This is a genomic window from Citricoccus parietis (assembly GCF_042433045.1).
GTDB lineage: Bacteria > Actinomycetota > Actinomycetes > Actinomycetales > Micrococcaceae > Citricoccus > Citricoccus parietis.
This window is the reverse complement of sequence record NZ_JBHLWH010000039.1, coordinates 146,598-171,036: the sequence shown is the minus strand read 5'-3', so window position 1 is coordinate 171,036 and position 24,439 is coordinate 146,598. Positions and strand designations below refer to the sequence as shown.

Here is a 24,439-nt window from a genome sequence, read left to right as displayed (position 1 = left end):
GTCATCGTGCCTCCAGCTCAGCCTAGGGTCTGAGACGAGGAGCCGATAGGCGCGTCCGACAGCCGCCGCACCCCGGACCGGTCCGGCAGCACGCGGGTCACGCCGTCCAGCTCGAGCACGTGGATCGGTGTCCCGTAGACCTCACTGAGCAGCTCCGCGGTGCAGACCTCGGCGGCGGGCCCGTCCGCCACCACGCGCCCCTGGTCCAGCACCACGATCCGGTCCCCGTACACGGCGGCGGAGTCCAGGTCATGGAGCACGACGGCGACCGCGGCGCCGTGCGCTGCCAGCTCGCGGCATAGCTTCAGGGTGCGTTCCTGGTGGGCGATGTCCATGGCGGAGACGGGCTCGTCCAGCAGCACGGTCCGGCCCTCCTGGGCCAGCACCCTCGCCAGGGCCGTGCGCTGGCGTTCGCCACCGGAGAGCACGGTGATGGTCCGCCCCTGCAGGTGCTCGATCCCCACGGAGGCGATCGCTCCGTCCACCACGTCCTGGTCCTGGTCCACCCGTTCGGTGCGCCGCCAGGCATTGCGTCCCATCTCCACGACCTCGCGGACGGTGAAGGGGAAGGACACCGCGGAGTCCTGGACCATCACGGCCCGGCGCTGGGCCGAGTCCTGGGGCTTCCACCGGGCCACCGGGGTCCCATCCAGGCTGACGGCACCGCGGCTGGGCTGGATGTCCCCGGAGAGCACGGAGAACAGGGTGGACTTGCCGGCGCCGTTGGGTCCGATCACCACGGTGACCTCGCCGGGACGCAGGTCCACGCCGACCCCGTGCAGGATCTGGTGGCCGTTGATCTCCACGTGGACGTCCTGTGCCTCGAGCATCAGAGGGTCCCCTGCTTCTTCAGGGACTGGCGCAACAGGATGAAGAACACGGGTCCTCCGACCACGGCGGTGAAGATGCCGATCGGCATGTCGGCGAAGGGGATGACGGTGCGCGCGGCCACGTCCGCGAGGGAGAGCAACATGGCCCCACCCAGGGCGGAGAGCGGGATGAGGCCCCGGTGGGAGGGGCCGATCACGAGCCGCAGGGCGTGCGGGACCACCAGCCCCACGAAGCTGATGAGTCCGGCGTAGGCCACGGCGGCGGAGGTCAGCACGGCCACGGCAATGATGGACACCACTCGCAGCCGCCCCACGTTCACGCCGGCATGCTGGGCGGGCCGCTCGCCGAGGGAGAGGAGGTCCAGCTGGCTGCGCAGGGCCATGGCCACGACGATTCCCAGCAGGAACACGATCCCGGCCGTGCCCACCGCGGCCCAGGTGGCCCCGTTCAGGGAGCCCATCTGCCAGAACACGATCTGCTCGCGGCTGGTGGTGTCCCCGAGGAAGATGAGGAAGGACATGATGGCGCCAGCCACGGCGTTGACGGCGATGCCGGTCAGTACGAGCGTCAGCACCAAGGCCCGGTTGCCGGACGTAGCCAGCAGGTAGACGAGCCAGGTGACCAGCATCCCGCCGAGGAAGGCGGCCAGCGGCAGCACCCATCCGCCGGCGGCGGTCAGCCCGAACACGATGACCACGCAGGCGCCCACGGCGGCACCGGAGCTCACGCCGATGATCCCGGGTTCGGCCAGCGGGTTGCTGAACACGCCCTGCATCAGGGCCCCGGCCACGCCGAGGGCGGCGCCCACGATCACCCCGAGCAGCAGCCGCGGGAAGCGGATGTTCCACAGGGTGGAGTCCAGCAGCGTCTCGTCCGGGGTGGCCGCCGAGGAGCCGGTCACCGCACGCCAGACCGAGCCGATCACCTCGGCCGGGGCGGTGGGGAACTGCCCGGCTCCGGCGGAGAGCACCAGCACGGCCAGCAGCAGGAGCAGCAGCACGACGCCGGTCACCGCGGTCCGCGCCGCGGAGTGCGGCCGGGTGCCCCTGGCCGCGCGGGAGCCGTCCGCACCGGGCGGGGTTCCGCGACCGCCCCCGGTGGGTGCGCCGCCGTCGGGCGCTGTGGCGTTCACCGTGGACCGGGCCCGGCCGGGCGAAGCACTCTCCGCGGCGGCGTCCCGGCGGGTCTCGGAGACGGTCATCCTGTGCCTTCGGGGTTGTACACAGCCTCGGCCAGGGCTACGAGCGCCTGGGGCGTCCGGGGCCCGTAGGACATCAGCTGTCCGTCCGGGACGTCCACGATGCGCCGCTTCTGCCCGGCGGTGGTCTGGGCGACTCCGGGACGCTCCAGCAGGCCGGCGAGTCCACCGGTGGACTCCAGGCCTGCGGCCATGACGAGGATGACGTCCGGGTTCAGTGCGGCCAACGCCTCGGCATTGGCCGGCTTGGTGCCGGTGATGCCAGCCTGTTCGGCGGAGTTGAGCGCACCCACGCTATCTACCACATCGCCGCCGGAGTCGCTGCCCATGACGAAGAAGATGCCGGCGGTCCCCCGCACGTAGAGGATCGCGGCGCTGACCAGGTCCGCCTCGTCGTCGGGTACCAGGGCGTCGATCCGGGCCTGGGCGGTCTCCATCTCGGCGTCATAGCGCTCGACCAGCGCCTCGCCGGCCGCCGGGACACCTAGGGTCTGGGCGACCTGGACCATCATGTCCTCGTTCGCCTCGAGGCTGCGGTCCGGGTCGAACATCACCAGGGTGATGCCGGCGGAGCGGAGCTGGTCGTACACCTCGGGCGGGCCGAGGGTGGTATCCGCCAGGACGACGGTCGGGCGCAGGGACAGGATGGCCTCGGCGTTGAGGTCGTGTCCGCCGGAGGTGACCAGGGGCAGGTCCGCCATGGCGGACGAGGTGTCCGACGAGGTCCGCCCCACCAGCCGGTCGCCGAGGCCGAGACCGGTCACGATGTCCGAGAAGGTGCCGTAGAGGTCAAGCGCGAGGATCCGGTCCGCGCTCTCGATCGTCACGTCCTGGCCGTCATGGTCCGTGACGGTGACGGGCAGCTCGGGTGTCTGAGGGTTCCCGATCGGCTGGATCTCGGCGACGGTCTCGGCCGAGGAAGGGCCCTCGATGCTGGCGGGATCCGGCAGGTCGAGCGCGGGCTCTTCGTCGGCAGAGGCGTCTGCGGCAGAGGAGGCGGAAGTCCCGCTGGTGGCGCCCTCGCCGTCTGGATTCGTCGCCGCCGTGGCGGAGCCGGAGGTGGCCGCGTCCGAAGGGGCGCCGGTGGCGCCGCAGCCGGTCAGGGCCACGGTGATGGCCAGCAGGGTGGCGGTCACCGTTCCGGCCAGGGCGCGACGCCGGCCGGTGGGCCGGGTCTGCCGGGAGGAATTCATGGAAGTCATGGTGGAAGTCCTACGTCGGGCCCCAGAGGATCTGGGGCCCGACCGTGTCAGGTGTGGTTCCGGTCCGCCTGCCGCGCTCAGCGCGCGGCAGGCGGACCGATGGGGGTGGTGGTCAGCTTCGACCACGTCGCCGATTCAGGCGGCGTGGCTGCCCTGCTGGCGGCGGACCAGGACCAGGGCCAGAGCGCCGAGGGCAAGAAGCCCGCCGCCGGCCGCGATCAGCGCGGTGGTCTCCGCGCCGGTGGAGGCCAGCTGCACAGAGCCGGGCTCCTGACCGGTGGCGTACTGGCCGGTGCCGTCGGCGACCAGGACCTGCTGGCAGTCCGCGCCCTCGCCCAACGGCAGGGTCAGGCTGATCGGATCCAGCGCGGTACCGGCCTCGTAGAAGCCGGCGAAGGCCTCCGCGCCGGCAGCCGTCAGGGTGGCACTGGCACCGTTGAGCGAGACGCTGTTCTGACCGACGGACAGGTTCGAGGTGTTCACGGTGGCGAAGGTGACGTTGCTGCGGCTGAAGCCGTCGCCCTCCATGGACGAGGAAGTCACGTCCGCGATGATCTCCGCGGACGAGGGGCTCGTTTGACGGAACCGGAGGTTGGACAGGTTCATGTCCAGCACGCCGTCATGCCCGGTGAAGTGCACGGATCCACCGAAAGTCACGGTGCCGGTGCGGGAGTCCTTGGCATAGGAGCCGTTGCCGCCACCGAAGGTGAAGGCGCTGCCCGAGTAGGACGCGCCGCCGCCGAGGGTCCAGCCGCCCTGGGCGATGCCGCCGCGGATGTAGTTGCGGAAGGAGGACTTGAGCCCCCAGCTGAGGGTGGCACCAGAGACCTCGTTGGCCGCGCAGACGGTCTTGTAGACCGGCTTGGTGTCGGTCGCCTCAGGCTGGTCGTCGCCGCCGTTGTCGGTCGAGTTGCCGCTTCCGCCACCGGCTCCCTGGCCACCGGAGGCGTTCGGGGACGTCGAGGCCGGTGCCGGGGTGGCCCCGCCGTTGTCCTCACCAGCACCAGGGGTGCCGGAGCCTTCCGAGGGGGCGCTGTTGGACAGTCGCACGATCACGTCCTGGGACGTGTCGGTGCGTCCCTGGCCGTGGGCCTTCGACGTGTAGATCGCATAGTCGGAGGCATCAGCACCGGATGGCAGGGCCACCGACAGGGAGAACGAGCCGTCCGCGTTGAGCTCGGCGGTACGACCCATGTCGATCGACCCGTTCTCGTATTCCGTGGCAACGGCCACGGTCTGGCCTTCCACGAGGACGCCCGCGGAGGAGGCCTGGTAGAAGCCGGCCTGTCCGGCCTCGCCGAGTCCGACGTAGATGCCGGGCGCCGCGGTGGAGAAGCCGGTGCCGTTGACGGTGACCGTGCCGTTGTCCGGTGCGGAGGCGGTGACCCGGGGGGCGCCGTTGTCCGGAGCCGGGGTGGACGGCTCATCAGTCGGGGCCGGGGCCGGGGTGGACGGCTCATCCGTCGGCGTCGGTGTCGGCTCCGGAGTCGGAGCAGGGGCGAACTCCAACACGACGCTGGCATCCTGGGACGGGTCGCCGACGCCCTGGCCACGGGCCTTGGAGGAGAACACGGAGTAGGAGGTGCCGTCGCCTGCGGGGGCCGTGAGGGTGGCCGTGAAGGACCCCTCGGTGGAGATCCGCGCGGCGGGGACGGACACCGTGTCAGCCTGGCTGATGGCCCCGGAGTTCGAGGCGGCGTAGAAACCGCCGGCGGAGGTCGGGGCCACGCCCAGGTAGACGCCGGGGCCCTCCGTGGAGAAGTTGGTGCCGGTCACCGTGAACTCACCGCCGGCGGCGGGCACCTCCGTGGCGGTCAGCAGCGGGGGGACGGCCGGGGCCGGCTCTGCGTACGTGATCGGGGTGATGGAGTTCTGCGAGGGATCGGCGAGGCCCTGACCATGGGCCTTGGAGGTGTAGGCGGCCAGGCCACCTTCGGGCTCCGTGGGCAGCGTGGTGGTGAAGGTGAAGGTTCCGTCGGCCTGCATCCGCTCAGTACGGCCCATCTCGGAGTCGCCCACCTCAGCGGTGGGGCTGACATAGACGGTCTGGTCCTCCAAGAGGCTGCCGCTGCCCTGGTAGAAGCCGGGCAGGCCACTCGGGCCGATGCCCAGGTAGATGCCGGGCGCCTCGGCAGAGAAACCGGCACCCGAGACGGTGACCTGCCCGCCGCCGTCGGGAACCTCGGTGATGGAGACGGTGGGGGCGGCGCTGGCGGGCAGAGCCGTGAGCCCGAGCGAGGCGAGCAGCACTGCGGTGGCCATGGCCACCCAGCGCAGGACGCGTCGGTGAATGGGGGTCTTCATGGAGTCCTCTCGGAGAGAACGGCCCGGCGCAGAAGACGCGGGCCGTCCAAAGGTGCTAGTGAGATGCCTGCTGAGCGCATTACGAAACGTTTGTGTGGCGCATTCAGCTAACGTTAAGGTAAGCCTTACCTAAACAAATCACAAGTTGTCTGCGAAGATGACGTCAGTCACGCCGCGCACCCCCGCACCGGCACCTTCCGAAAGGGCGTCACATGACCGCCACCCCCGTACCAACCCTCTCGGCCCGCGTCCGCGAGCTGACCCAGGCCGACCACCACGAGGCCGAGACCTCCACGTTCATCACCGACCTCATGGGCGGGCGCCGCTCAGCCCGCGACTATGCCCTCCTGCTGTCCCAGTACGAGCACATCTATCACCAGCTGGAGGACTCCGTGGCCTTGGCCCGCGTCACCTCGCCAGCGCCCGTGGCGGACCTGTTTGACCCCGTGCTCGAGCGGGCCCCCTTCATCCGGCAGGACCTGGCGAACCTGTTGCCCGCCGCAGGCCTGGACGAGGCCCCCGCGGAACTGCCGTCCACGCGGGCCTACGTGCAGCGGATCGCGGAGGTGGAGCATGACCACGCACGGTTGGCCGCCCACCACTACCTGCGGTACCTGGGCGATCTCTCCGGCGGTCAGGCCATCGGCAAGACCGTGTCCCGCCACTACGGGCTGAACCCGGACCAGTTGGCCATGTACCGGTTCGAGGGGATCGAGAAGCCCAAGGTCTACAAGGACGGCTACCGGCTGAAGCTGGACTCACTCGGTCTGACGCCGGAGCAGGAGGATGCCTTCATCGAGGAGGCATCCCGGGGCTTCCAGTTCAACAAGGACATGTTCCGGGACCTGGACGGACTGTCCCGGAGGCTGGCCGGCGTCGCCGCCTGAGCAGCGGACGCCCGGGGTATGCACCGCGGGCCACAGCAAGACCCGCTGCGCGTCGGAAGGACGAGACCCGCTAAGCGTCGGGGAAGATCTGCCCGATCGGCTCACTCTTCTCGGCCTGGAAGGCCTCCTCTGAGCGGCCGTAGGCCCAGTAGGCGGAGAGGGACATCCGCCGGCGATCCACGCCGCGGACGTCCGAGAGGTAGCGGCGCAGGTCCTTCACCATCTCCCGCTCACCGTGTGCGAAGACCTGGACGTCGCCCTCGCGCCATGGTGCTTCGATGACCGCATGGGCCAGCGTGGTGGACTCCGGCGTGAAGATGCCGCCGCGGTGCAGCCAGGAGACCTTGATGCCATCCGGGGCGGTCAGGGCGACCTCGTCCTCCGGCCCGGCGACCTCGATGATCGCCAGGCCGACGGCGTCCGCGGGCATGGCCTCCAGGGCAGAGGAGATGGCGGGAACGGCTGACTCATCCCCGGCCAGCAGGTGCCAGTCTGCCGTCGGGTCGGGGAGGTACATCCCGCCTGGGCCGCCGAAGGTCACGGGGTCGCCGATCGTGGCGTTGGCGGCCCAGGGGCCGGCGAGCCCTTCGTCCCCGTGCACCACGAAGTCGACGGTGAGGGTGCCGGCGTCGTGGTCCACGGACCGCACCGTGTAGGTGCGGCGCACGGGCATCTTCTCCGGGGGCAGGGTCTCGCGGAGTTTCTCCATGTCATAGGGCATCGTCAGGCCCAGCGCCGGGTCTGCGAACATCAGCTTGATGTACTTGTCCGTGGTGTCCTTGTCCTGATAGTCCGAGAACCCCGGCCCACCCAGCGTCAGGCGCACCAGGTGCGCGCTGATCCGCTCGGTGGCGACCACCTCAAGCAGGACCGGCGGCTTGGGCTGGCGCGGAGGACGGGCACCACCGCGCACGGAGGGGGACGTAGACATGGAGTCCTCTTTCGGAGTCGACGACGCATTCAGTTCGACCGTACGTCATTTCGTGCCGGTACCTCCTGCGGTTACCCGGCGGGCGGAATCCGGGCGGTTCTCAGCGCCGGAAGGCGGCCCCTCGGTGGTCGTCCGCCAGGCGCGGGCCGTCGCCCAGGATCACCTCGCGGAGGGTCCCGACGCCGGCCCCCTCGGCCGGTTCGGCCGGCAGCAGTCCGCGCCGCCGCAGCTCGGGAGACACCAGGTCTGAGAACCGCTCGAGGTCCGCCGGGCGGACGGCCGCCGAGATGTTGAAGCCGTCCACGTCCGTGGCCTCCTGCCAGCGGATCAGCTCGTCCACCACCGTCTGCGGTGAGCCGGCGATCACCGGTCCGCGGCCGCCGATGGCGATGAACTCGGCGAGGTCCCGCACGGTCCAGGTGCGGTCCGGAGACAACTTGGTGAAGGCCGCGAGGGCCGACTGGTTCGCCTCGGTCTTGATGTACTCCAGCGGGGCGTCCGGATCCGAGCCGTCCAGGTCCACGCCGGTCCATCCGCCGAACAGGGCCAGGGCGCCGTCGATGTCCACGAACTCCCGGTAACCATCGAACCGGGCCTGCGCCTCCTCGTCCGTGTCCGCGACCACCACCGTGGCCATGGTGAAGATCCGGATGGCGTCCCGGGCGCGCCCGCGCTCGGCCAGCCCGGCGCGGATGCCGTCCACCCACTGTCGGACGAGGGAGGTGGTGTTGCCGATCAGGAAGATGGCCTCGGCGTGGTCCAGGGCGAAGTCCTGGCCGCGCTTCGAGGCCCCCGCCTGGAACAGAAAGGGGGTGCCCTGGGGGCCGGGATGGGTGAGGGCTTGGTCCGGCACGGAGAAGAACGTGCCACGGTGGCCCACGGGGTGGACCTTCTCCGGGTCCACGAAGACGCCGCGTTCCCGGTCGGCCACCACGGCCCCCTCCTCGAAGGATCCCTCGAAGAGCTTGTACATCACCTCCAGATACTCGTCCGCACGGTCGTAGCGCTCGTCATGCGGGATCTGCTGGTCCATGCCGAGGTTCCGGGCCGCCGAGTCCTGATAGGAGGTCACCACGTTCCACGCGATGCGGCCGCGGGTCAGGTGGTCCAGGGTGGCGAAGGTGCGGGCCAGCAGGTACGGAGCCTCGTAGGTGACGGATGCGGTGATCCCGAAGCCGAGGCGCTCGGTCACGGCGGCCATGGCGGGCACCACCACGAGCGGGTCCAGCAGCGGAACCTGTACGCCGCCGCGCAGCGTGGCGTCGGTGGAGTCCCGGTAGACGTCGTACACGCCGGGGATGTCCGCCAGGAAAAGGGAGGCGAACCCGCCCCGTTCCAGGGTGCGGGCCATTCCAGTCCAGTACTCCAGGGTGTCGAACCCGGAGACCCCGGACTCCGGGTGCCTCCACAGGCCCGGGGACTGGTGCACCGGGACCATCATGTCGAAGGCGTTCAGGAGGAGGGGGCGGGTCATACAGTCGTCCTTTCAGAGGTTCTCCCAGTGGGGCGATCGGGGTCAGTCGCGGCGCCTGCTGTGGCGCCGGCTGTGGCCTGGTGTTCGGGGGACAGCGCGGGATCGCCCACCACCGGGACGGCGTGCAGGTCCGTGAGCTCCGTGCCGCGTTGCTGGCTGGCCGGGTCCTTCGCCGCGAGCGCCGCGGCGACGGAGATGACGGACAGCACCGTCAGGTAGCCGGCGATCAGCCACGGGGCCTCCCCGCCGGCGGCGAACAGCAGGGCGGCGATCATCGGCATCAGCCCGCCGCCCAGGACGGTGCCGACCTGATAGCCCAGGCTCACGCCCGAGTACCGGACGTGGACGGGAAACTGCTCGGCGAACCAGGCCGCCTGCGGCCCGTAGATCGCGTCATGGATGAGGTTGATGCCCAGGATCACCACGAGGGGCAGGAAGGCAAGGGGGCCGGCGTCGAGGAAGGCAAAGAGGACCCAGCCGAAGACCCCGATGGCGGCATAGGCGGCCGCGGACAGGAGCCGGCGCCCGATCCGGTCGGACAGCCAGCCCCAGAACGGCGTGGAGAACAGGCCGATGGCCGAGGCCACCATCACCGCGGTCACGCCTGAGGCACTGTCCCCGCGCACGTCCCTCAGGTAGGTCAGCATGTACACCGTGACGAGGTAGTAGATGGCGTTCTGGGCCAGCCGCAGGCCGATGGTGACCAGCAGCGGCCGCCGGTGGTGGACCAGCAGCTCCTTGAGGGGCGCCTTGGACACGTTGCCCGAGGCCCGGTGCTCCAGGAACTCCGGGGCATCGGCCACGCCGAGCCGGATCCACAGGCCCACGGCCACCAGCAGGGCGGAGAGTAGGAACGGGATGCGCCAGCCGAAGGCGGCGAACTGCTCGGCGCTCATGATGTTCTGCATGATGAAGAACGCGCCGGTGGCCAGCAGCATGCCGGCGGAGGAGCCGATCTGGGTGAAGGACCCGAAGAAGCCGCGGTGCCGTGCCGGCGCGTGCTCCACGCTCAGCAGCGCCGAACCGCCCCATTCGGCCCCGGCGGACAGGCCCTGGAGGATCCGCAGGACCACCAGCCCGACGACGGCCCACCAGCCGATGACCTCGAAGGTGGGCATCAGCCCGATCAGGGTGGAGGCCACCCCCATCAGCACCAGGGACGCCACCAGCAGCGCCTTGCGGCCGATCCGGTCCCCCAGGTGGCCGGCGATGATCCCGCCCAGCGGCCGGGCGATCACCCCGACGGCAAGGGTGGCGAAGGAGGCGACGATCCCGCCGAGTTCGGTGGCCATCGGGAAGAACTGGACGTTGAAGATCAGCGCCGCGGCCGTGCCGTAGAGGTAGAAGTCGTACCACTCGATGGTGGTGCCGGCGAAGGCGGAGGCCAGGACCCGCTTCTTGCCGGAGAGGATGTTCGTGGCGCCCATCAGCCCTGGCCTCCCTTTGCATCACCGATCGCGTTGAGGCCCTCGGGCAGGGTCCCGTTGATCCAGTAGTCCCCCAGGGACCGGGCCCGGAAGGCGATGGGGTTGTGCGTGGCCACGGTCTGAGCGTTGCGCCAGTGGCGGTCCAGGGCCTTCTTCGTGGAGGTGGCGGAGGCACCCACGGTGAGGAACAGGTCCTGGGCGGCTCCGATGCCCAGTTCGGGCACCGTGATGGTGGCGTGTTCGATGGCCAGCTCGGAACCGTAGAGCTCGGCGGGGACGTCTCCGGTGAAGTCCGGACGGTCGGCTCCGACAGCCTGGGCGGCGGCGATGCCGTCATCCAGGGCGCGGGCGGCGTGGAGCACCGTGGCCTCGGCGGTGAAGGCCTTCCCGGCGATGCGGCCGGCGGCCTCCTGGATCAGCGGATCCTCGCGGAACGGAAGGCCGGACCCGGTGTTGAAGGTGCGCTTGCGGGAGGCGATGGTCGCCACGGCATCCCGCCGGGAGGCGCGGGCGATCCCGGCCAGGACCGCCAGCAGCACGAGCTGGAAGAAGGCGGCCTCATGAACGGCCTCGGCAGACCCCGGTACCCGGTCGAGCACCCCATGGGCGGGGACCGTGACCTTCGTGAAGGTCGCGGTTCCGGTGCCGGTGAGCTTCTGCCCGAAGCCGTCCCAGTCATCCTCCAGAACCACTCCCTCGGCGTCGGTGGCCACCACGGCGAACTGACGGCCGTCGAGCAGCCCGCCGTCGGCGGCGGCACGGGCGGCCGAGACGCGCGTGTAGTCGGAGAAGATGGAGGCGGTGGCGTAGAACTTCTGTCCGTTGAGCTCCATGCCGCCGGCGGTCGGGGTCAGCGTGGTGTTCAGACCGCCCAGCGCGTTGCCGCCCTTCTCCGTGGAGGCGTTGCCGACCGTGGCGCCCGCCAGGACCAGCGGGTACCAGGCGTCCTGGACATCCCGCGGCTGGAAGCGCAGGGCCTCGAGGAAGCCGTAGTGCGAGCGGTAGATGTGGGCCACGTTGGAGTCGGCCTCGGCCAGGTCGATCAGCAGGTGGAAGAAGTCCTGGAGGCTGACCTCCGGACCACCGTGGGCCACCGGGACCCGCAGGGTCCCGAACCCGGCCTCGTCCAGGCTCCGGACGGCGTCGAAGGGCAGCTCGCGGTTCAACTCCCGGGCCAGGGACCCCGCCGCGATGTCCTCGAAGAGCGGCTGGAAGTGCCTCTTGAGACCGGCATAGTCCGTGGGCAGGCCGTCACTGAGGTTCGCGCCGGGCCGGACGGCAGCGATGGTGCGGGGTGTCGCGGTCATTCGGTGGTCCTCTCGGTCTCACCGAAGGATTCCCGTGGCGGGGTCCAGACCGTGCCGGGTCATTCGACGCGGCATCGTTCAGGGAACCGGAACCGCTTCAGCCGTGGGATCTCCATCGGTCCTGGCGGTAGCACCCGGCTGGGGAATCCCCACGGGTTGCTGCGGCGTCGACGAGCCAGGTCTCTCGGCCGCTCTGGATGGTTACCCGCCCACGTTAACGGACATCAGCGCTCCAGTGCTGTGTCTGGCGTCACGTCGCTTCACACAATCGCTGTTCCGTACAAGTCGAAAGGGAATGGTCCGGCATTCTCGCGCACTGTCGCCACGTGCCCCTTCCAATTGCCAAACTGCACAGTAATCTCATGGCAGAGGGGCACTGAGGAGAAAAGAGAACCATGAGCGTTGACTTGTTTGCGGTGGTCGACACCGAAACCACTGGCTTGTTCCCCGGCGGACATGATCGGATCGCCGAAATCGCCATAGTGACCATGGACCGCGACGGGCAAGTCCACGACCGGTGGGAGACCCTCGTCAATCCAGAACGTGATCTCGGCAAACAGTCGCTCCACGGCATTCGCGCCCGGGATGTCCTGCGTGCCCCCACCTTCGCGGACATCGCGGATGAGCTGCAGTGGCGTCTCTCCGGCACCATCATCGTGGCCCATAACCTCGGCTTCGACGCCCGCTTCCTTGACGCCGAATTCGGCCGACTCGGGAAGCCGCTGCCCACACACTTCCTTCCCAGTGGGCTCTGCACGATGCGGCTGTCTCACGAGTATCTCCCCGGAGTCGGGCGGTCCCTGCGGGATTGCTGTGACTCCTTCAGCATCGATCTTGTCGGTGCGCACTCGGCGGCAGGGGACGCCGAGGCTACGGCAATCCTGCTGTCCCGGTACATGGAGATCGACCCGGAGCGCGAGGACTGGAATGCGCCGTCCACGCAGACGGCTGCCAGGGTGCGAGGGGAATCCGCCCCCACAGCGTTCATCGCCCCGGTTCTGCGCGGAGCTCCAGACGGCAATCGTGAACACTTCCTGGAACGCATCGTCATCCGCCTGCCAGAGTTCACGGGGCCGTCCGAACATGATGAGTATCTGGCTCTGGTCGACCGCGCCTTGGTGGACCGCTATCTGTCTGCACATGAGGAAGAGCAGTTGATCACCACGGCCAACGAGATCGGTATCAGCCGCCGACAGGCGAGCGAACTCCACCGTCAGTACTTCGAGGAGCTGGTGCACGCGGCCTGGCGCGATGGTGTCCTCACCGACCTCGAGATCGCTGATCTCCAGCTTGTCGCCTCCATGCTGGACATCCCCGCCGAAGCCGTCGACCAGGCTCGCACTCCCCGCGATTCCCAGGCTTCCGCGAATCCGGCCATGGCCACCCCTCTCCTCGGACCGGGTGACAAAGTGGTTCTCACGGGGGACATGAGCGTGCCTCGATCGTCCATCGAGGACAGGCTACGCGCCCAGGGTTACGTTCCCCATCCGGGGGTGACCAAGGCTGTGAAACTGGTGGTGGCCGCCGATCCTGACAGCATCTCGGGAAAGGCAAGGAAAGCCCGGGACTACGGCATTCCCGTCGTCGGCGAGGACTACCTGTGGAAGAGCGTGCTGACCAGCTAGACATGGCTTGTCAGACCGCCGAGAATCCGGCTGACGTGTCGGAGCCTGCGGAGTTCTCAGCCCTCGTTGAGGAGCAACTCCTCTGGCGCAGGAAACCGGAGGTGGAACTCGTCGGCCTGGGCACCCACGGCGGAGGCGGCCCCGAACTCGTCGGCAACCACCACGATCCCGTCGGGGCCAGCTTGGCTGATGCGCACGGGTCGCTCGGTCCCATCGGCCAACTTCAAGCGGTGACGATCCGCGAGGAAGCCGAGCCCCCGCGCGTCGAGGGCCTCCTCCGCCTCCAGCCACTCGACCGGTGCGCCGCCCACTGGGCGGCCGAGGAAGTCCATGGGACGGAACCCGCCGCCGTCGGGCACTATCCAACCGACAGGCTCACCGTCCTCGCGACGGTGCTCGATCCAGTCCTCGGGAAGCGTCATGCCGCAGACGGTAGCACCGCCCCGCGCGGCTGCCCGATATTGCCCACAGGCCTGACGCGATCGGTCTACCAGGAGTAAACTTGTGTCATGGCTGATACCACTACCGTGAAAGTGCGAACCAGCACTCGTGACCTCATCCTCAAGGTCGGTGCCTCCCGGCATGAGAGCGCCGACCAGGTTATCGTCGCCGCTCTGGCCGCGATGAGCCGTGACGAACGCTGCCGGGTCGCTGCAGCTGAGGCGCGCGCCATCAGGGACGATCCGGCGGACCTGGCGGAAGTCCGGGCGATCCAGCAGGATATGGCCGCGCTGCATGAGGGGTGAGGTCTACCGGCTGCCTGCGCGAGGCAAGGGCCACGAGCAACAGGGTCGGCGGTTCGCAGTCGTGTTGCAGCCGGACTGGCTCACGCTCAGTACCTGGATTGTCGCGTTCACGAGCACCAGCGCACGGGAGACCAGCTTCCGGCCGCCAGTGCTCATCAACGATCGACAGACACTGGTGATGTGCGATCAACTTGCGACCGTGGACCTGGGCCGCCTCGCGGAACCCGTCTGCTTCCTGACCGTCGACGAGATGCAGCGAGTCGACGAAGCCCTCGCATTAGTCCTCGATCTGTAGCCCGGCGGATCCAGCTTCTCGCCGAGGCCGGAGCTCACAGGGCACGAACTCTCCCACTCGCATCCAGGAACTACCGCGGACAGGTGGACCGTGATGAAGGCCTCTGCGATCGAGCAACTTTGGATGCGAGGATTCTGCGGGAATAACGGCACACTGTACGAGTGTTGCACTCCCGGAGCCCGCTGGCTCCATGTGCTTGTCAAGAGAGGAACGCCGTGTCGACTTCGGCTGCCAGAACGCCCGATGCCACGCCCGACGTGATGACCCAGAAAACCACAGAACCGACCGTCCCCGCCGGGGCTTCGCGGGTCATCTGGCTGCTCGTGGTTGCCGCCTTCGTGGTGATCCTCAACGAGACCGTCATGTCCGTAGCCCTGCCGGAGCTGATGGGCGAGTTCGCCATCAGCGCCTCGATCGCCCAGTGGATCACCACCGCGTTCATGCTCACGATGGCCGTGGTCATCCCGATCACCGGCTTCCTGCTGACCCGGTTGCCGCTGCGCACCGTGTTCCTGATCGCCATGGCCAGCTTCCTGCTGGGCACGCTGGTGGCCGGACTGGCGCCGACATTCCTGGTGCTCGTCCTCGGCCGCGTCATCCAGGCCGTCGGCACCGCCATCATGATGCCGCTGCTGTTCACCACGGTGCTCAACGTGGTACCCGCCCACCGCCGCGGACGCACCATGGGCGTGATCTCGATCGTCATCGCGGTGGCCCCCGCTACCGGCCCGACCATCGGCGGCGTCATCCTCGACGCACTCAACTGGCGGTGGATGTTCTGGATCATGCTGCCGATCGCCGCGCTGGCCCTGATCCTCGGCGCCACCATGATCCGCAACGTCACCGAGACCCGACGGCTGCCCCTGGACGTGCTCTCCGTGGTCCTTTCCGCCCTGGGCTTCGCCGGCCTCGTGTTCGGCCTGAGCAGCATCGGTTCCGCCGCGGAGGGTAACGCCCTCATCGCGCCGTGGATCCCCCTGGGGATCGGCATCGTGGCCCTCGCCGTGTTCACGTGGCGCCAGCTCAGCCTGCGAGACCACGCCTTGCTGGACGTGCGCGTGTTCAAGACTCCGACCTTCACCCTGTCCCTGGCCATGATGGCGATCGGCATGATGGGCATGTTCGGCACCCTGATCGTGCTGCCGATCTACCTGCAGCAGATCCTGGGCCTCTCGGCCAAGGACACCGGCCTGATGCTGCTGCCGGGCGGCCTGCTGATGGGCGTGATGGGCCTGATCGTCGGCCGGCTGTTCGACCGCTTCGGCGCCCGCCCCCTGGTGGTGCCCGGCTCCGCCGTGCTGGCGGTGGCCCTGTGGGGTATGACGACGCTGAGCGCGGAGTCCTCCCAGGGCACCATCATCGCCTGGCACATGCTGCTCAATGCCGGCCTGTCCTTCATGTTCTCCCCGCTGATGACGGCGGCCCTCGGATCCCTGCCGCGCCGCCTGTACTCGCACGGCTCGGCCATCCTGTCCACCATCCAGCAGGTCGCCGGAGCGGCCGGCACCGCGGTGTTCATCACCGTCATGACGACGGCGACGCTCGCCGGGGCGCAGAGCGGCGCGGAGCCGATGGGGGCCTTGATGACCGGCATCCACAACGCCATGATCTGGGGCGCGGTCATCGCCCTGGTGGCGTTCGCAGGCTCGTTCTTCGTGAAGTCGGTCCCGGCCGATGAGGAGCCGGACGCCGTGGCCCACTCCGCGGCGCCCGCCCCGGAGACCACACCCGTCCACTGACCCACCCCGTCTGTCCGTCTGGCGGTCGACAACGCCCCGTTCTACCCCGAATGCCGGGGCGGAGCGGGGCGTTTTCCGTCGACTTGGAGTAGGTATTTGGCATCATGACCCACCCAAAGTCGACTGAAAACGGGGCGAGAGGTGGGGACGGGCTACTGGCGGTCCAGGTCGTACTGGGCGGCCAACCGGACCGGCGCGGAACCGGCGCCGTAGCCCTCGTAGCCGTCCCGGCGCTCGACCACCTCGAAGAACACGGTGCCCACGGTGCGGGTGTAGAAGTGCAGGAACTCCCCGCCCTCGTCCCGGTCGTACATCACGTCGTTCTCCCGCAGCTCGGCGAGGAAGGCCTCGTCCAGGGCGAAGCGCGCGGCCAGGTCCTCGTAGTAGTTCGAGGGGACGGGCAGCATGCGCAGTCCCCGGGCACGGGCGCGGCGCGCCACCTCGACGGCATCCGAGGCCAGGAACGCCACGTGCTGTGGGTAGGCGGCCTTCAGCCGGAGTTCGTCGTGGTCGATCTGGCCGGTGACCGTGCGGGTGGTGGAGGACCGTCCCGGGTCCAGGCCGTGCGGGATGAGGTTCAGCGGTACCCGGACGGCGCCGTCCGGGGTGCGCATCACCTCGGAGCGCACCAGGCCCTGCGGGGAGGGGACGTCATTGCTGACCTGCGCTTCGAGCCCGAACAGCGAGCGGTAGAACAGCACACCCTCCTCGAACCACTGCCAGGGTTGGGCCAGGTTGACGTGGTCAATCCCGAGGATCAGCCCGTCCCCGGCCACGACGCCGGCCGCTTCCGTCCCTGCCCCAGCGTCACGGGGCGCTGCGGCGCCGGTGACCCGGTCGCCGTCGTTCCGGCCGTATTCGGCCACCCATTGGGGCGCGGCGGCCGAGGTGGGAGCGAGGAAGACCTCGGTGCCGTCCGGGGCCTGCACCCCGCGCAGCACCATCTCGTCCGCCCGGTTGGCCCGCCAGGCCTTGGGGTAGTGCAGGGAACGGGCATGGTCCGCGGTGGTCCGGGGATCCGGCACCTGCAGGCCGATCGAGGCGATGACGGATCCGCCGGCGTGTTCCAGCGGCGCCTCGGTGCGGTCGTTGGTGACCACGCGGGCGTGGCCGGCGGAGAAGAGGTGGACGTCCTTGGTGCGGTGGCGTCCGTGGTCCGCGAATCCCAGCTGCGTCAGCACCTCGGCCAGGTCCGCGGGTTCCGCGGCGCGCACCTCGGCGAAGTCCCAGCCGGTGGGGTGCGCGGGCGCCTCCCCGGCCCGGGCATCGTCGAGCCACTGCAGGGAGCGCATGGCCTCCCGGGCGGTGCGCACGGACTCCGTCTGCCGGTAGACGTCCGAGAAGACCTCCAGGGAGATCGGCCCCGTGTAGCCGGTGGCGTAGAGCTCCCGCATGAAGGTGACCAGGTCGAAACCGCCCTCACCGGGGAAGTTGCGGTGGTGGCGGGACCAGGACAGCACGTCCATGAGCATGATCGGCGCATCCGCCATCTGCACGAAGAACACCTTCTCCCCCGGGATCGCCCGGAAGCCGCTGACGTCGCCACGGCGGGAGAGGATGTGGAACGAGTCCAGGCAGACGCCGAGGTTGGGTCGGTCAGCCTGTTCCACCAGCGACCAGGCGTGCTCGTAGGTGTTCACGAACCGGCCCCAGGCCAGCGCCTCGTAGGCGATGCGGATCTGGTAGCGGGCGGCGAGATCAGCAGCGCGGCGGAGCTGGTCCACCGCGACCTCATCCTCCCAGCTCGTGGCCGTGCCGACGTTGGAGCACAGCAGGATCAGGTCCACACCGAGGCGCTGCATGAGCTGGAACTTGCCCTCGAGCCGGCGCAGGTTGTCCTGGAAGACGCCCTCCTCCACCCCCTCCAGGTCCCGGAACGGCTGGTAGAGGTCCAGGGTCAGCCCGAGCTCCTCAGCGAGTTCGCGGACCTGCTCCGGGGACAGCGGCGAGGCCACCAGGTCCGGCTCGAACACCTCGATCCCGTCGAAGCCGGCCTCCGCGGCGGCGCGCATCTTCTCCTCGAACGTGCCCGCCAGGCAGACGGTGGCGATCGACGTGCGGGACATACGGGTGGGGCCTGCGTTCACGGCGTTGGCGGCGGGGGCACTCTGGCTCATGCCATTAACCCTACGTCGGTTCTCAGCCCTGCTTCGCGGCGACGAGCTCGAGGAAGTGGGCACGCACCCGTTCCGGATCGGCACTGAGCCCGGTCATCAGGCCGAAGGCGTCCAGGGCTTGGCCCACGGCCATCGTCCCGCCGTCCACCACCTGGCAGCCGGCCGCGCGGGCCGCCACCACCAGTTCGGTCTCCACCGGCAGGTACACCACGTCCGAGACCCACAGCTCGGGGCGCAGCCACGCCGCGTCCACCGGGATGCCGGGATGGGTGTGCATCCCCACGGGGGTGCAGTGGGCGAAGCCGGTGGCGGTGGCCAGGGCATCCTGCAGCTCGGCATGCGGGCGGGCCGTGACCTGCTGGTCCGGGAACTGCTCCTGCAGGTCGGCGGCGCGGGCGGTGGCCCGCTCGAGGTCGAGGTCGATCAGGGTGAGCTTGCCCGCCCCGGCGCGCAGGAGGGCGTAGGCCACGGCCGAGCCGGCCCCGCCGGCGCCGAGCTGGACCACGGAGTCCAGGTCAGGATCCGTCAGGGTGTTCTTCAGTCCGGTGATGTAGCCGGAGTAGTCGGTGTTGTGGCCCACGGAACGGCCGTCCTCGAACACCACGGTGTTCACCGCGCCGAGGTTGCGGGCATCCTCGTCCACCTCGTCCAGGTGCTCCATGATGGTCTGCTTGAACGGGTGGGTGATGTTGAACGCGTTGAAGCCGAGACGCCGGCCGTACTCCATCAGCCGCGGCGCCTCGTCCTGCGCCGCCTGGCCTTCGAAGCCCAGCGCCGCCACGTCCACCGGACGGTAGAGGTAGAGGAGCCCGTGCTCGCGGCCCTCCTTCTCATGCATGGGCGGGCTCAGCGACGCCGTGATCCCGTCTCCGATCAGTCCGACCAGATACGATTCCCCGACGGTGCTCATGCGTACTCCTTCTTCGTGTTCATTCCCAGTGGCCCTTAACGGTAGCCCCGTCAGGCCGGGGCCTGCGTACCGTCGTCCTCGTACACGGCGGCGCCGGCCAGGTCACGGCCGGCCAGGTACCCGAAGGTCAGGGCGGGGCCGAGGTTGATGCCGCCGGCAGGGTAGAAGCCGCGCATGATCGAGGCGTGGTCGTTGCCTGCCGTGTACAGCCCCTCGATGGGCGCACCGCTGGCATCCACTACCCGCGCCTTGGTGTCCGCCGCGATCCCGGCGAAGGTGCCGAAGGATCCGGGGCGCACGTGGACCGCGTAGAACGGGCCCTTCTCGAGTGGGGCCAGGGTCGGGTTGGGGCCCACGTCCGGGTCTCCGCCGTACCGGTTGAAGGCGGTGGCGCCACGGGAGAACTCCGGGTCCTCGCCGCGCCGGGCGTTCGCGTTGAACTCGGCCACCGTCCGGGCCAGACCTTCCGGGTCGATCCCGCACTTCTCGGCCAGCTCCTGGAGCGTCTCCCCCTTCACGAGGTATCCGGTCTTCAGGTAGGGGGTCAGCGGCAGGGGGATCGGTTTGGCGAAGCCCAGCGAGTACCGGCGGATGGCGGTGGAGTCGGCGATCTGCCAGGACTCCACCGGTTCGCCCTCCGGCGTCGCCGTGAGCATCCCGTCCACATAGTCGTAGTAGCCGTTGGCCTCGTTGACGAAGCGCCGGCCGTCCCGGCGCACGCCGATGGATCCGGGCTTGGCACGGTCCATGATGTGAGGGAACACCCCGTGCCGGTTGCCCGGGTAGGGCACCAGGGACACGGGGCACCAGGCGGCCGGGGCCTTCATGTCCGTGTCGAACACGCCGCCCGCGGCCAGCGCCAGGTCCAGGCCGTCCCCGGTGGTCTCCTCGGGGGCCAGCGTCCAGTGCTCGTTGCCCGTCGGGGTCCGGGGGAACACCTCCCGACGCCGGTCCACGTCCTGCGGGAATCCTCCGGTCGCCAGGACCACGCCGCGCTGCGCGCGGACGTACCGGCCGCCGTCGGGAGAGCCGACGATGGCGCCGGTGATACGGCCGTCTGCAGACCGGACGAGGCCCTGGACCGGGGAGTTGACGCGGATGTCCACGCCCAGGTCGTCCGCCGACTTCATCAGGCGGCCGGTCAGGGCCGTGCCGTTGACGAGGTGCATGGACCGGCCCCGGGTGACCATGTCCAGCATGTGCGGGACCACGCGTTTGACCGAGTGGATCCAGCCCTCGGGCTTGAGTTTGGAGGCCTTGAGGAAGGTGGAGAGGTCCTGGCCGGCCATGATGCCCATGCCGAAGAAGGAGGTGGGGTAGTACTGGCGGCGCATCTTCTTCAGCAGCGCCGGGCCGAACTCCTTGGCGTTCACGGGCGCCGGGCCCACGGAGCGGTTGCCGGTGCCCGCGCCGGGGAGGTCTCCGTAGATGTCATTGATCTTGGCACCGGTGACGAAGCGCATGAAGGTCTTGGTGTGGAAGAAGCCGACCATGTGGGGCACGGCCTCGAGGAACGCATCGATCTTCTCCCCGGCGGCCTCGGTGTAGCGATCGCCGAGCACTGCCCGCAGGTAGGCGCGGAACTGCTCGCGGTCCTCGTCCACGCCCTCGGCCCGGGCCAGGGCGGTCCCGGGGGTCCAGGCCCAGCCGCCGGACCAGCTCGTGGCGCCGCCGCAGACCGGCGCCTTCTCGGCGACCATCACGGACAGGCCGTGATACGCCGCCGTCACGGCCGCGGCCAGTCCCCCGGCGCCGGAACCGGCGACCAGGACGTCGACGTCCTCCACCGGAACGTCCAGCGTGAGGGCCTCTTCCTCGGACAGGAGGTAGGGGGTTGCGGTCTGGGGCATGGGAGCGGTCTCACTTCTCTTGCTGCGGATTTCTGAGGAGGGTAGTGCCGGGGGTGGTGGGTGGCGGGGCGGTCAGCGCATCGCGCGCTCACCGAGGAGGGAGAGGGCGGCGGATTTCAGGTGATCCGCCCAGCCCTGTGCTCCCAGGCGCGCGACGGCGGCGTCGTTCGGGACCTCCAGCGAGACGGGCAGCTGGGTGCCGGCCCGCGGCGTCTGCGCCAGCCCGGATTCCAGTGCGGCCAGGACCCCGGCCAGCTCCAGGCCGCCCTCGCCGGGGACCAGTCGAGCGGACCGGGACTCCTCCACGAGGCCCTCGCGGTCGGCAGGCCGCTCGGCCGGGGCATCACAGAGCTGCACGAGCGGTGCGCGGCACGCGGCGGCGGACAACTCCTCCGCCGTCCCCCCGAACCGGCCCACGTGCAGGGTGTCCACCAGGATGTCGCAGCCGGCGTGCACGGCGAACTCGTCCGCCATCGGTATCGAGGCGACCGTCTGGTAGCTGATGGGCTCCAGCGCGGGACTGATCCCGAAGGCGCGCCCGTCCTCCGCCATCTGCGCCAGGGTGTCCCGGGCACGTGAGAGGTCCGGATCTCCGCACGCCACGGTCAGCGACTCGGCACCGAGCGCCTGACCGGCCTCGAACATCCGCAGCCAGGCGTCCCGCTGGTCCGTGCCGTCCAGCAGCAGGAACTCGATGTCCTTGACCCCCACCCCCGTCTCGGCCATCCGCGCCAGCGTCTCGGCCAGCAGCGGGGATCCCGGCTGCATGTCGTAGGGCTTCTCGGCAGCGGTCACCGGGCGTACCCGGACGCCCACGAAGTCGAAACCGGCCTCGGCCGCGTGGTGCACGAGGTTCGGCGGCGCCACCGAGAGCAGTGACAGAGGTGCCAGGCCGATCAGGCGTCCGTTGGCTGCTGGCATCAGGGATGACCCACTTTCTGAAGGGCGAGATTGGTGTGGCGGAACGCAGGCGAGCCGCGTCGCCCCTCATGTAACTCGCTTCACACGCGGCAAGCCACCACGCGTCCCATTGAACAGGATTTCCGGTGAAGCGGGTCACAAAGACCGCGACACGCGCTCAGGACTCACACCCTCAGGGCGCACACTCGAGCGCGAACCGGCCTTCCGCCGTCGGACCCATCCGCCACCTCAGTCGCGAGGCAGATTTCCGACCATCCCCGAGAGCCCGCGCGTGGCTGAGAGCAGCACGGGAACCTGCACCTTGAGGTTGACGTCCGCCATGGTCTGAACGATGGCGAGCGCACCCAGCACCTGCCGGTGCGCGTCCAGGATCGGCGCCGCGAGGCCGGCCAACGACCCCACCAGCACTCCGGGTAGATGGACATACCCGTCCACGCTGGCCTGGGCGAGCCGGCGCCTCATGTGCCCCTCGGTGACACCCGACTGCAGCGCGCTGGGATCCCAGGGCATGGACAGGATCCGCTCCTGCACCGGCTCCGGCGAGAAGGCCAGCATGGCCAGCCCGGCCGAGACGGACAGGGCCGGCTGGCGCAGGGCCACCTTGGTCAGGTCCTCCTGGGCCCCGCGATGGGTGAGCCGCTCCAGGTAGACGATCTCAGCCGTCGACTCATCCAGGATCGAGAGGCTGACGTTCTGCTTCAGCGTGACATGGATGGCCTCCATGAACGGCAGGGCCAGCTGGGAGAAGGCCTGGAACCGGGTGCCACGCTGGCCCGCCTCCCACAGGGCCAGGCCGATCCGGAAGCGGCCGCGGCCCGTGCGGAAGAGCAGGCCGTCCTCCGCCATGGACGAGGCCAGCCGGTGGGTGGTCGACGTGGACAGCCCGGCCCGCTCGGCCAGCTCGGCGGCCGAGAGCTCACCGTGGTCGGCATCGAAGCACTGCAGCAGGCGCGCCACCCGGGACACGACCGATTCACCGGACCTGGAATTTGCCACCGTCACATCCTCTCGTCAGGCCAGGGCACACTCCGGGACCCACGTCGGCACCTTGGACACGGTGCGAGCCTAACCCATTCAATGGGCTGGGTTTTGGCAGCATCCGGGTGGGACGGGAAGGCTTCTCTGAAGCACCGTGACCCCGTTCACAGCAACGAGTGTCACCGGCCACCCGACCCCCTGTCGGCGATCCGGCCGCCCCGCGAGCAGAACTCGCGGAGGTGGCCCCGGACCCGAGGTTGGCCACGACCACGTCCCCCTGGGAGAACACATGAGCACCACCATCCAGCAGGACACCAGCGGCGCGCTGGAGACCCTGACGCCGGAACAGCAGCAATACCGCATGACCCGGGCCAAGCGGGCCGGCTGGTCCGCCTTCCTCGGCGGCGCCCTGGAGTACTACGACTTCTTCGTCTACGCCACGGCCGCCTCGCTGGTCTTCCCCCACATCTTCTTCCCGGACACGGGCAGTGACGCCCTGACCATGGTGGCCTCCTTCGGCACCCTGGGCGTGGCCTATGTGGCCCGCCCATTCGGCGCCATCGTCTTCGGACACCTCGGCGACCGGATCGGCCGGAAATCCATCCTGCTGGCCACGTTGCTGCTGATGGGCGGGGCGACCTTCCTCATCGGCGTACTGCCCACCTACCAGCAGGTCGGCCTCTGGGCCCCGATCCTGCTGGTGGTGCTGCGGTTGGCCCAGGGCCTGTCCGCCGGCGCCGAGATCGCCGGCGCGTCCGCACTCAGCACTGAGGAGGCCCCCGTCGGCCTGCGCGGGTTCTTCCCGTCGTTCTCCATCTCCGGCATCGCCGCCGGCATCGTCCTGGCCTCGCTGGCCTTCCTGCCGATCACCGCCATGGACGAGGCCGACCGCCTCAGCTGGGGCTGGCGCCTGCCGTTCCTGGCATCCATCCTCGTGCTCGCCGTCGCCTGGTTCGTGCGCCGGCAGCTCGCCGAACCCGAGGACTTCCAGGAGACCAAGGACGCCGGTGAGCAGGAGAAGGCCCCCTTCCTGGTCATGCTCAAGACCCACCCGGTGCAGTTCGTGCAGATCTCCATCCTGTCCCTGCAGGTCGTGACCAACACTCTGATGCAGGCCTTCGGCCTCTCCTACGCCACGTCCGTGGGCATCGACTCCTCCACCATGCTGTGGGTGACCATCGTCGGCAACATCGTGGCCATCTTCACCACGCCGGCGGCCGCCTTCCTCTCGGACAAGATCGGGCGCAAGCCGACCTTCATCGCCGGCACGGCCACCACGGCCGTGATGATCTGGGTGTACTTCAACGCGATCGCCACCGCGAACATCGCGCTGATCTTCGTCACCTCCACCATCATCCTGGGCGTCACCTATGCCATGTCCAACGCGGTCTACCCGGCCTGGTTCTCCGAGCTGTTCAACGTCAAGGTGCGCTACTCCGGCGTCGCCGTGGGCCTCCAGGTGGGCATCCTGGTCTCCGGTTTCACCCCGATGATCGCCACCGCCCTGGTGGGAACCAACTACGCGAACTGGGGCCCGGCCGCCTGGATCGTCACCGGCGCCACCATCCTGGCGACCCTCGTGGCACTGACCACCCGGGAGACCTACAAGACGCCGCTGCGCGAGCTCGGCAACCCGGTGTCCGACGCGGAGATCGAGGCCGGGCTGCACCACGGCTCCAAGCGCTAGGGTCGTGACC

At 69.5% G+C, this 24,439-nt stretch carries 20 protein-coding genes, 1 pseudogene and 1 riboswitch; of the genes and pseudogenes, 7 read left to right on the top strand and 14 right to left on the bottom strand.

Annotation, left to right across the window (positions count from 1 at the left end; genetic code table 11):
• Positions 1-17 precede the first annotated feature (17 nt).
• From ACFFIO_RS13850 to ACFFIO_RS13835, 4 genes are all read right to left on the bottom strand, one after another.
• On the bottom strand, positions 18-830 hold the full coding sequence (locus ACFFIO_RS13850) for a heme ABC transporter ATP-binding protein (protein WP_378042667.1): 813 nt from the start codon (positions 828-830) through the stop codon (positions 18-20).
• A complete protein-coding gene (locus ACFFIO_RS13845) occupies positions 830-2,032 on the bottom strand; it encodes a FecCD family ABC transporter permease (protein ID WP_378042665.1) in 1,203 nt (400 codons plus the stop codon). The genes ACFFIO_RS13850 and ACFFIO_RS13845 overlap by 1 nt, the downstream gene beginning before the upstream one ends.
• A complete protein-coding gene (locus tag ACFFIO_RS13840; protein WP_378042664.1) occupies positions 2,029-3,231 on the bottom strand; it encodes a heme/hemin ABC transporter substrate-binding protein in 1,203 nt (400 codons plus the stop codon). The genes ACFFIO_RS13845 and ACFFIO_RS13840 overlap by 4 nt, the downstream gene beginning before the upstream one ends.
• Positions 3,232-3,366: 135 nt before the next feature.
• A complete protein-coding gene (locus tag ACFFIO_RS13835) occupies positions 3,367-5,535 on the bottom strand; it encodes an HtaA domain-containing protein (protein WP_378042662.1) in 2,169 nt (722 codons plus the stop codon).
• Positions 5,536-5,747: 212 nt separating this feature from the next.
• Here ACFFIO_RS13835 and ACFFIO_RS13830 point away from each other — a divergent pair, with 212 nt between their 5' ends.
• Positions 5,748-6,422, top strand: coding sequence for a biliverdin-producing heme oxygenase (locus tag ACFFIO_RS13830; protein WP_378042661.1), 675 nt, complete (start codon positions 5,748-5,750; stop codon positions 6,420-6,422).
• Between the two features lie 70 nt (positions 6,423-6,492).
• On the opposite strand, the gene ACFFIO_RS13825 is transcribed toward ACFFIO_RS13830, so the two are convergent.
• The 4 genes from ACFFIO_RS13825 to ACFFIO_RS13810 all read right to left on the bottom strand — a co-directional run bounded on the left by ACFFIO_RS13825 (position 6,493) and on the right by ACFFIO_RS13810 (position 11,561).
• Positions 6,493-7,353 carry a siderophore-interacting protein gene (locus ACFFIO_RS13825; protein WP_378042659.1) on the bottom strand — a complete coding sequence of 287 codons (861 nt, stop codon included), beginning with the start codon at positions 7,351-7,353 and terminating at the stop codon, positions 6,493-6,495.
• 100 nt (positions 7,354-7,453) lie between these two features.
• Positions 7,454-8,827: an LLM class flavin-dependent oxidoreductase gene (locus ACFFIO_RS13820; protein ID WP_378042657.1), complete on the bottom strand. Its 1,374-nt coding sequence runs from the start codon at positions 8,825-8,827 to the stop codon at positions 7,454-7,456.
• A complete protein-coding gene (locus ACFFIO_RS13815) occupies positions 8,824-10,254 on the bottom strand; it encodes an MFS transporter (protein ID WP_378042656.1) in 1,431 nt (476 codons plus the stop codon). The genes ACFFIO_RS13820 and ACFFIO_RS13815 overlap by 4 nt, the downstream gene beginning before the upstream one ends.
• A complete protein-coding gene (locus ACFFIO_RS13810) occupies positions 10,254-11,561 on the bottom strand; it encodes an acyl-CoA dehydrogenase family protein (protein WP_378042654.1) in 1,308 nt (435 codons plus the stop codon). The genes ACFFIO_RS13815 and ACFFIO_RS13810 overlap by 1 nt, the downstream gene beginning before the upstream one ends.
• A gap of 109 nt (positions 11,562-11,670) precedes the next feature.
• Positions 11,671-11,765, bottom strand: a riboswitch (SAM riboswitch).
• Positions 11,766-11,956: 191 nt separating this feature from the next.
• On the opposite strand from ACFFIO_RS13810, the pseudogene ACFFIO_RS13805 reads away from it, so the two are divergent.
• Both ACFFIO_RS13805 and ACFFIO_RS13800 read left to right on the top strand, forming a co-directional pair.
• Positions 11,957-12,385, top strand: a pseudogene (locus ACFFIO_RS13805) (3'-5' exonuclease); the annotation flags it as partial.
• A gap of 72 nt (positions 12,386-12,457) precedes the next feature.
• Positions 12,458-13,186 carry a BRCT domain-containing protein gene (locus tag ACFFIO_RS13800; protein ID WP_378042739.1) on the top strand — a complete coding sequence of 243 codons (729 nt, stop codon included), beginning with the start codon at positions 12,458-12,460 and terminating at the stop codon, positions 13,184-13,186.
• Between the two features lie 56 nt (positions 13,187-13,242).
• Here the strand turns inward: ACFFIO_RS13800 and ACFFIO_RS13795 are convergent, their stop codons facing one another.
• Positions 13,243-13,608, bottom strand: coding sequence for a hypothetical protein (locus tag ACFFIO_RS13795; protein WP_378042652.1), 366 nt, complete (start codon positions 13,606-13,608; stop codon positions 13,243-13,245).
• 87 nt (positions 13,609-13,695) lie between these two features.
• Here ACFFIO_RS13795 and ACFFIO_RS13790 point away from each other — a divergent pair, with 87 nt between their 5' ends.
• The 3 genes from ACFFIO_RS13790 (at position 13,696) to ACFFIO_RS13780 (ending at position 15,966) form a co-directional block, all read left to right on the top strand.
• The gene (locus tag ACFFIO_RS13790; RefSeq protein ID WP_378042651.1) at positions 13,696-13,932 is read left to right on the top strand and encodes a hypothetical protein; all 237 of its coding nucleotides are present in this window, start codon (positions 13,696-13,698) and stop codon (positions 13,930-13,932) included.
• Positions 13,922-14,227: a type II toxin-antitoxin system PemK/MazF family toxin gene (locus ACFFIO_RS13785; RefSeq protein ID WP_378042649.1), complete on the top strand. Its 306-nt coding sequence runs from the start codon at positions 13,922-13,924 to the stop codon at positions 14,225-14,227. The genes ACFFIO_RS13790 and ACFFIO_RS13785 overlap by 11 nt, the downstream gene beginning before the upstream one ends.
• A 260-nt stretch (positions 14,228-14,487) precedes the next feature.
• Positions 14,488-15,966, top strand: coding sequence for a DHA2 family efflux MFS transporter permease subunit (locus ACFFIO_RS13780; protein WP_378042648.1), 1,479 nt, complete (start codon positions 14,488-14,490; stop codon positions 15,964-15,966).
• Between the two features lie 152 nt (positions 15,967-16,118).
• On the opposite strand, the gene ACFFIO_RS13775 is transcribed toward ACFFIO_RS13780, so the two are convergent.
• The 5 genes from ACFFIO_RS13775 to ACFFIO_RS13755 all read right to left on the bottom strand — a co-directional run bounded on the left by ACFFIO_RS13775 (position 16,119) and on the right by ACFFIO_RS13755 (position 22,760).
• Positions 16,119-18,083, bottom strand: coding sequence for a sugar phosphate isomerase/epimerase and 4-hydroxyphenylpyruvate domain-containing protein (locus ACFFIO_RS13775; protein WP_378042646.1), 1,965 nt, complete (start codon positions 18,081-18,083; stop codon positions 16,119-16,121).
• 22 nt (positions 18,084-18,105) lie between these two features.
• A complete protein-coding gene (locus tag ACFFIO_RS13770; RefSeq protein ID WP_378042645.1) occupies positions 18,106-18,993 on the bottom strand; it encodes a shikimate dehydrogenase in 888 nt (295 codons plus the stop codon).
• Positions 18,994-19,043: 50 nt separating this feature from the next.
• Positions 19,044-20,843, bottom strand: a complete 1,800-nt coding sequence (locus ACFFIO_RS13765; protein ID WP_378042643.1) for an FAD-dependent oxidoreductase — start codon at positions 20,841-20,843, stop codon at positions 19,044-19,046.
• Between the two features lie 72 nt (positions 20,844-20,915).
• Positions 20,916-21,764, bottom strand: coding sequence for a sugar phosphate isomerase/epimerase family protein (locus tag ACFFIO_RS13760; protein ID WP_378042641.1), 849 nt, complete (start codon positions 21,762-21,764; stop codon positions 20,916-20,918).
• Positions 21,765-21,992: 228 nt separating this feature from the next.
• Positions 21,993-22,760 carry an IclR family transcriptional regulator gene (locus ACFFIO_RS13755; RefSeq protein WP_378042639.1) on the bottom strand — a complete coding sequence of 256 codons (768 nt, stop codon included), beginning with the start codon at positions 22,758-22,760 and terminating at the stop codon, positions 21,993-21,995.
• Between the two features lie 271 nt (positions 22,761-23,031).
• Between ACFFIO_RS13755 and ACFFIO_RS13750 the strand changes: the two genes are divergently transcribed.
• Complete coding sequence (locus tag ACFFIO_RS13750) at positions 23,032-24,429, top strand: MFS transporter (RefSeq protein ID WP_378042637.1); 1,398 nt, start codon at positions 23,032-23,034, stop codon at positions 24,427-24,429.
• Positions 24,430-24,439: the final 10 nt, after the last annotated feature.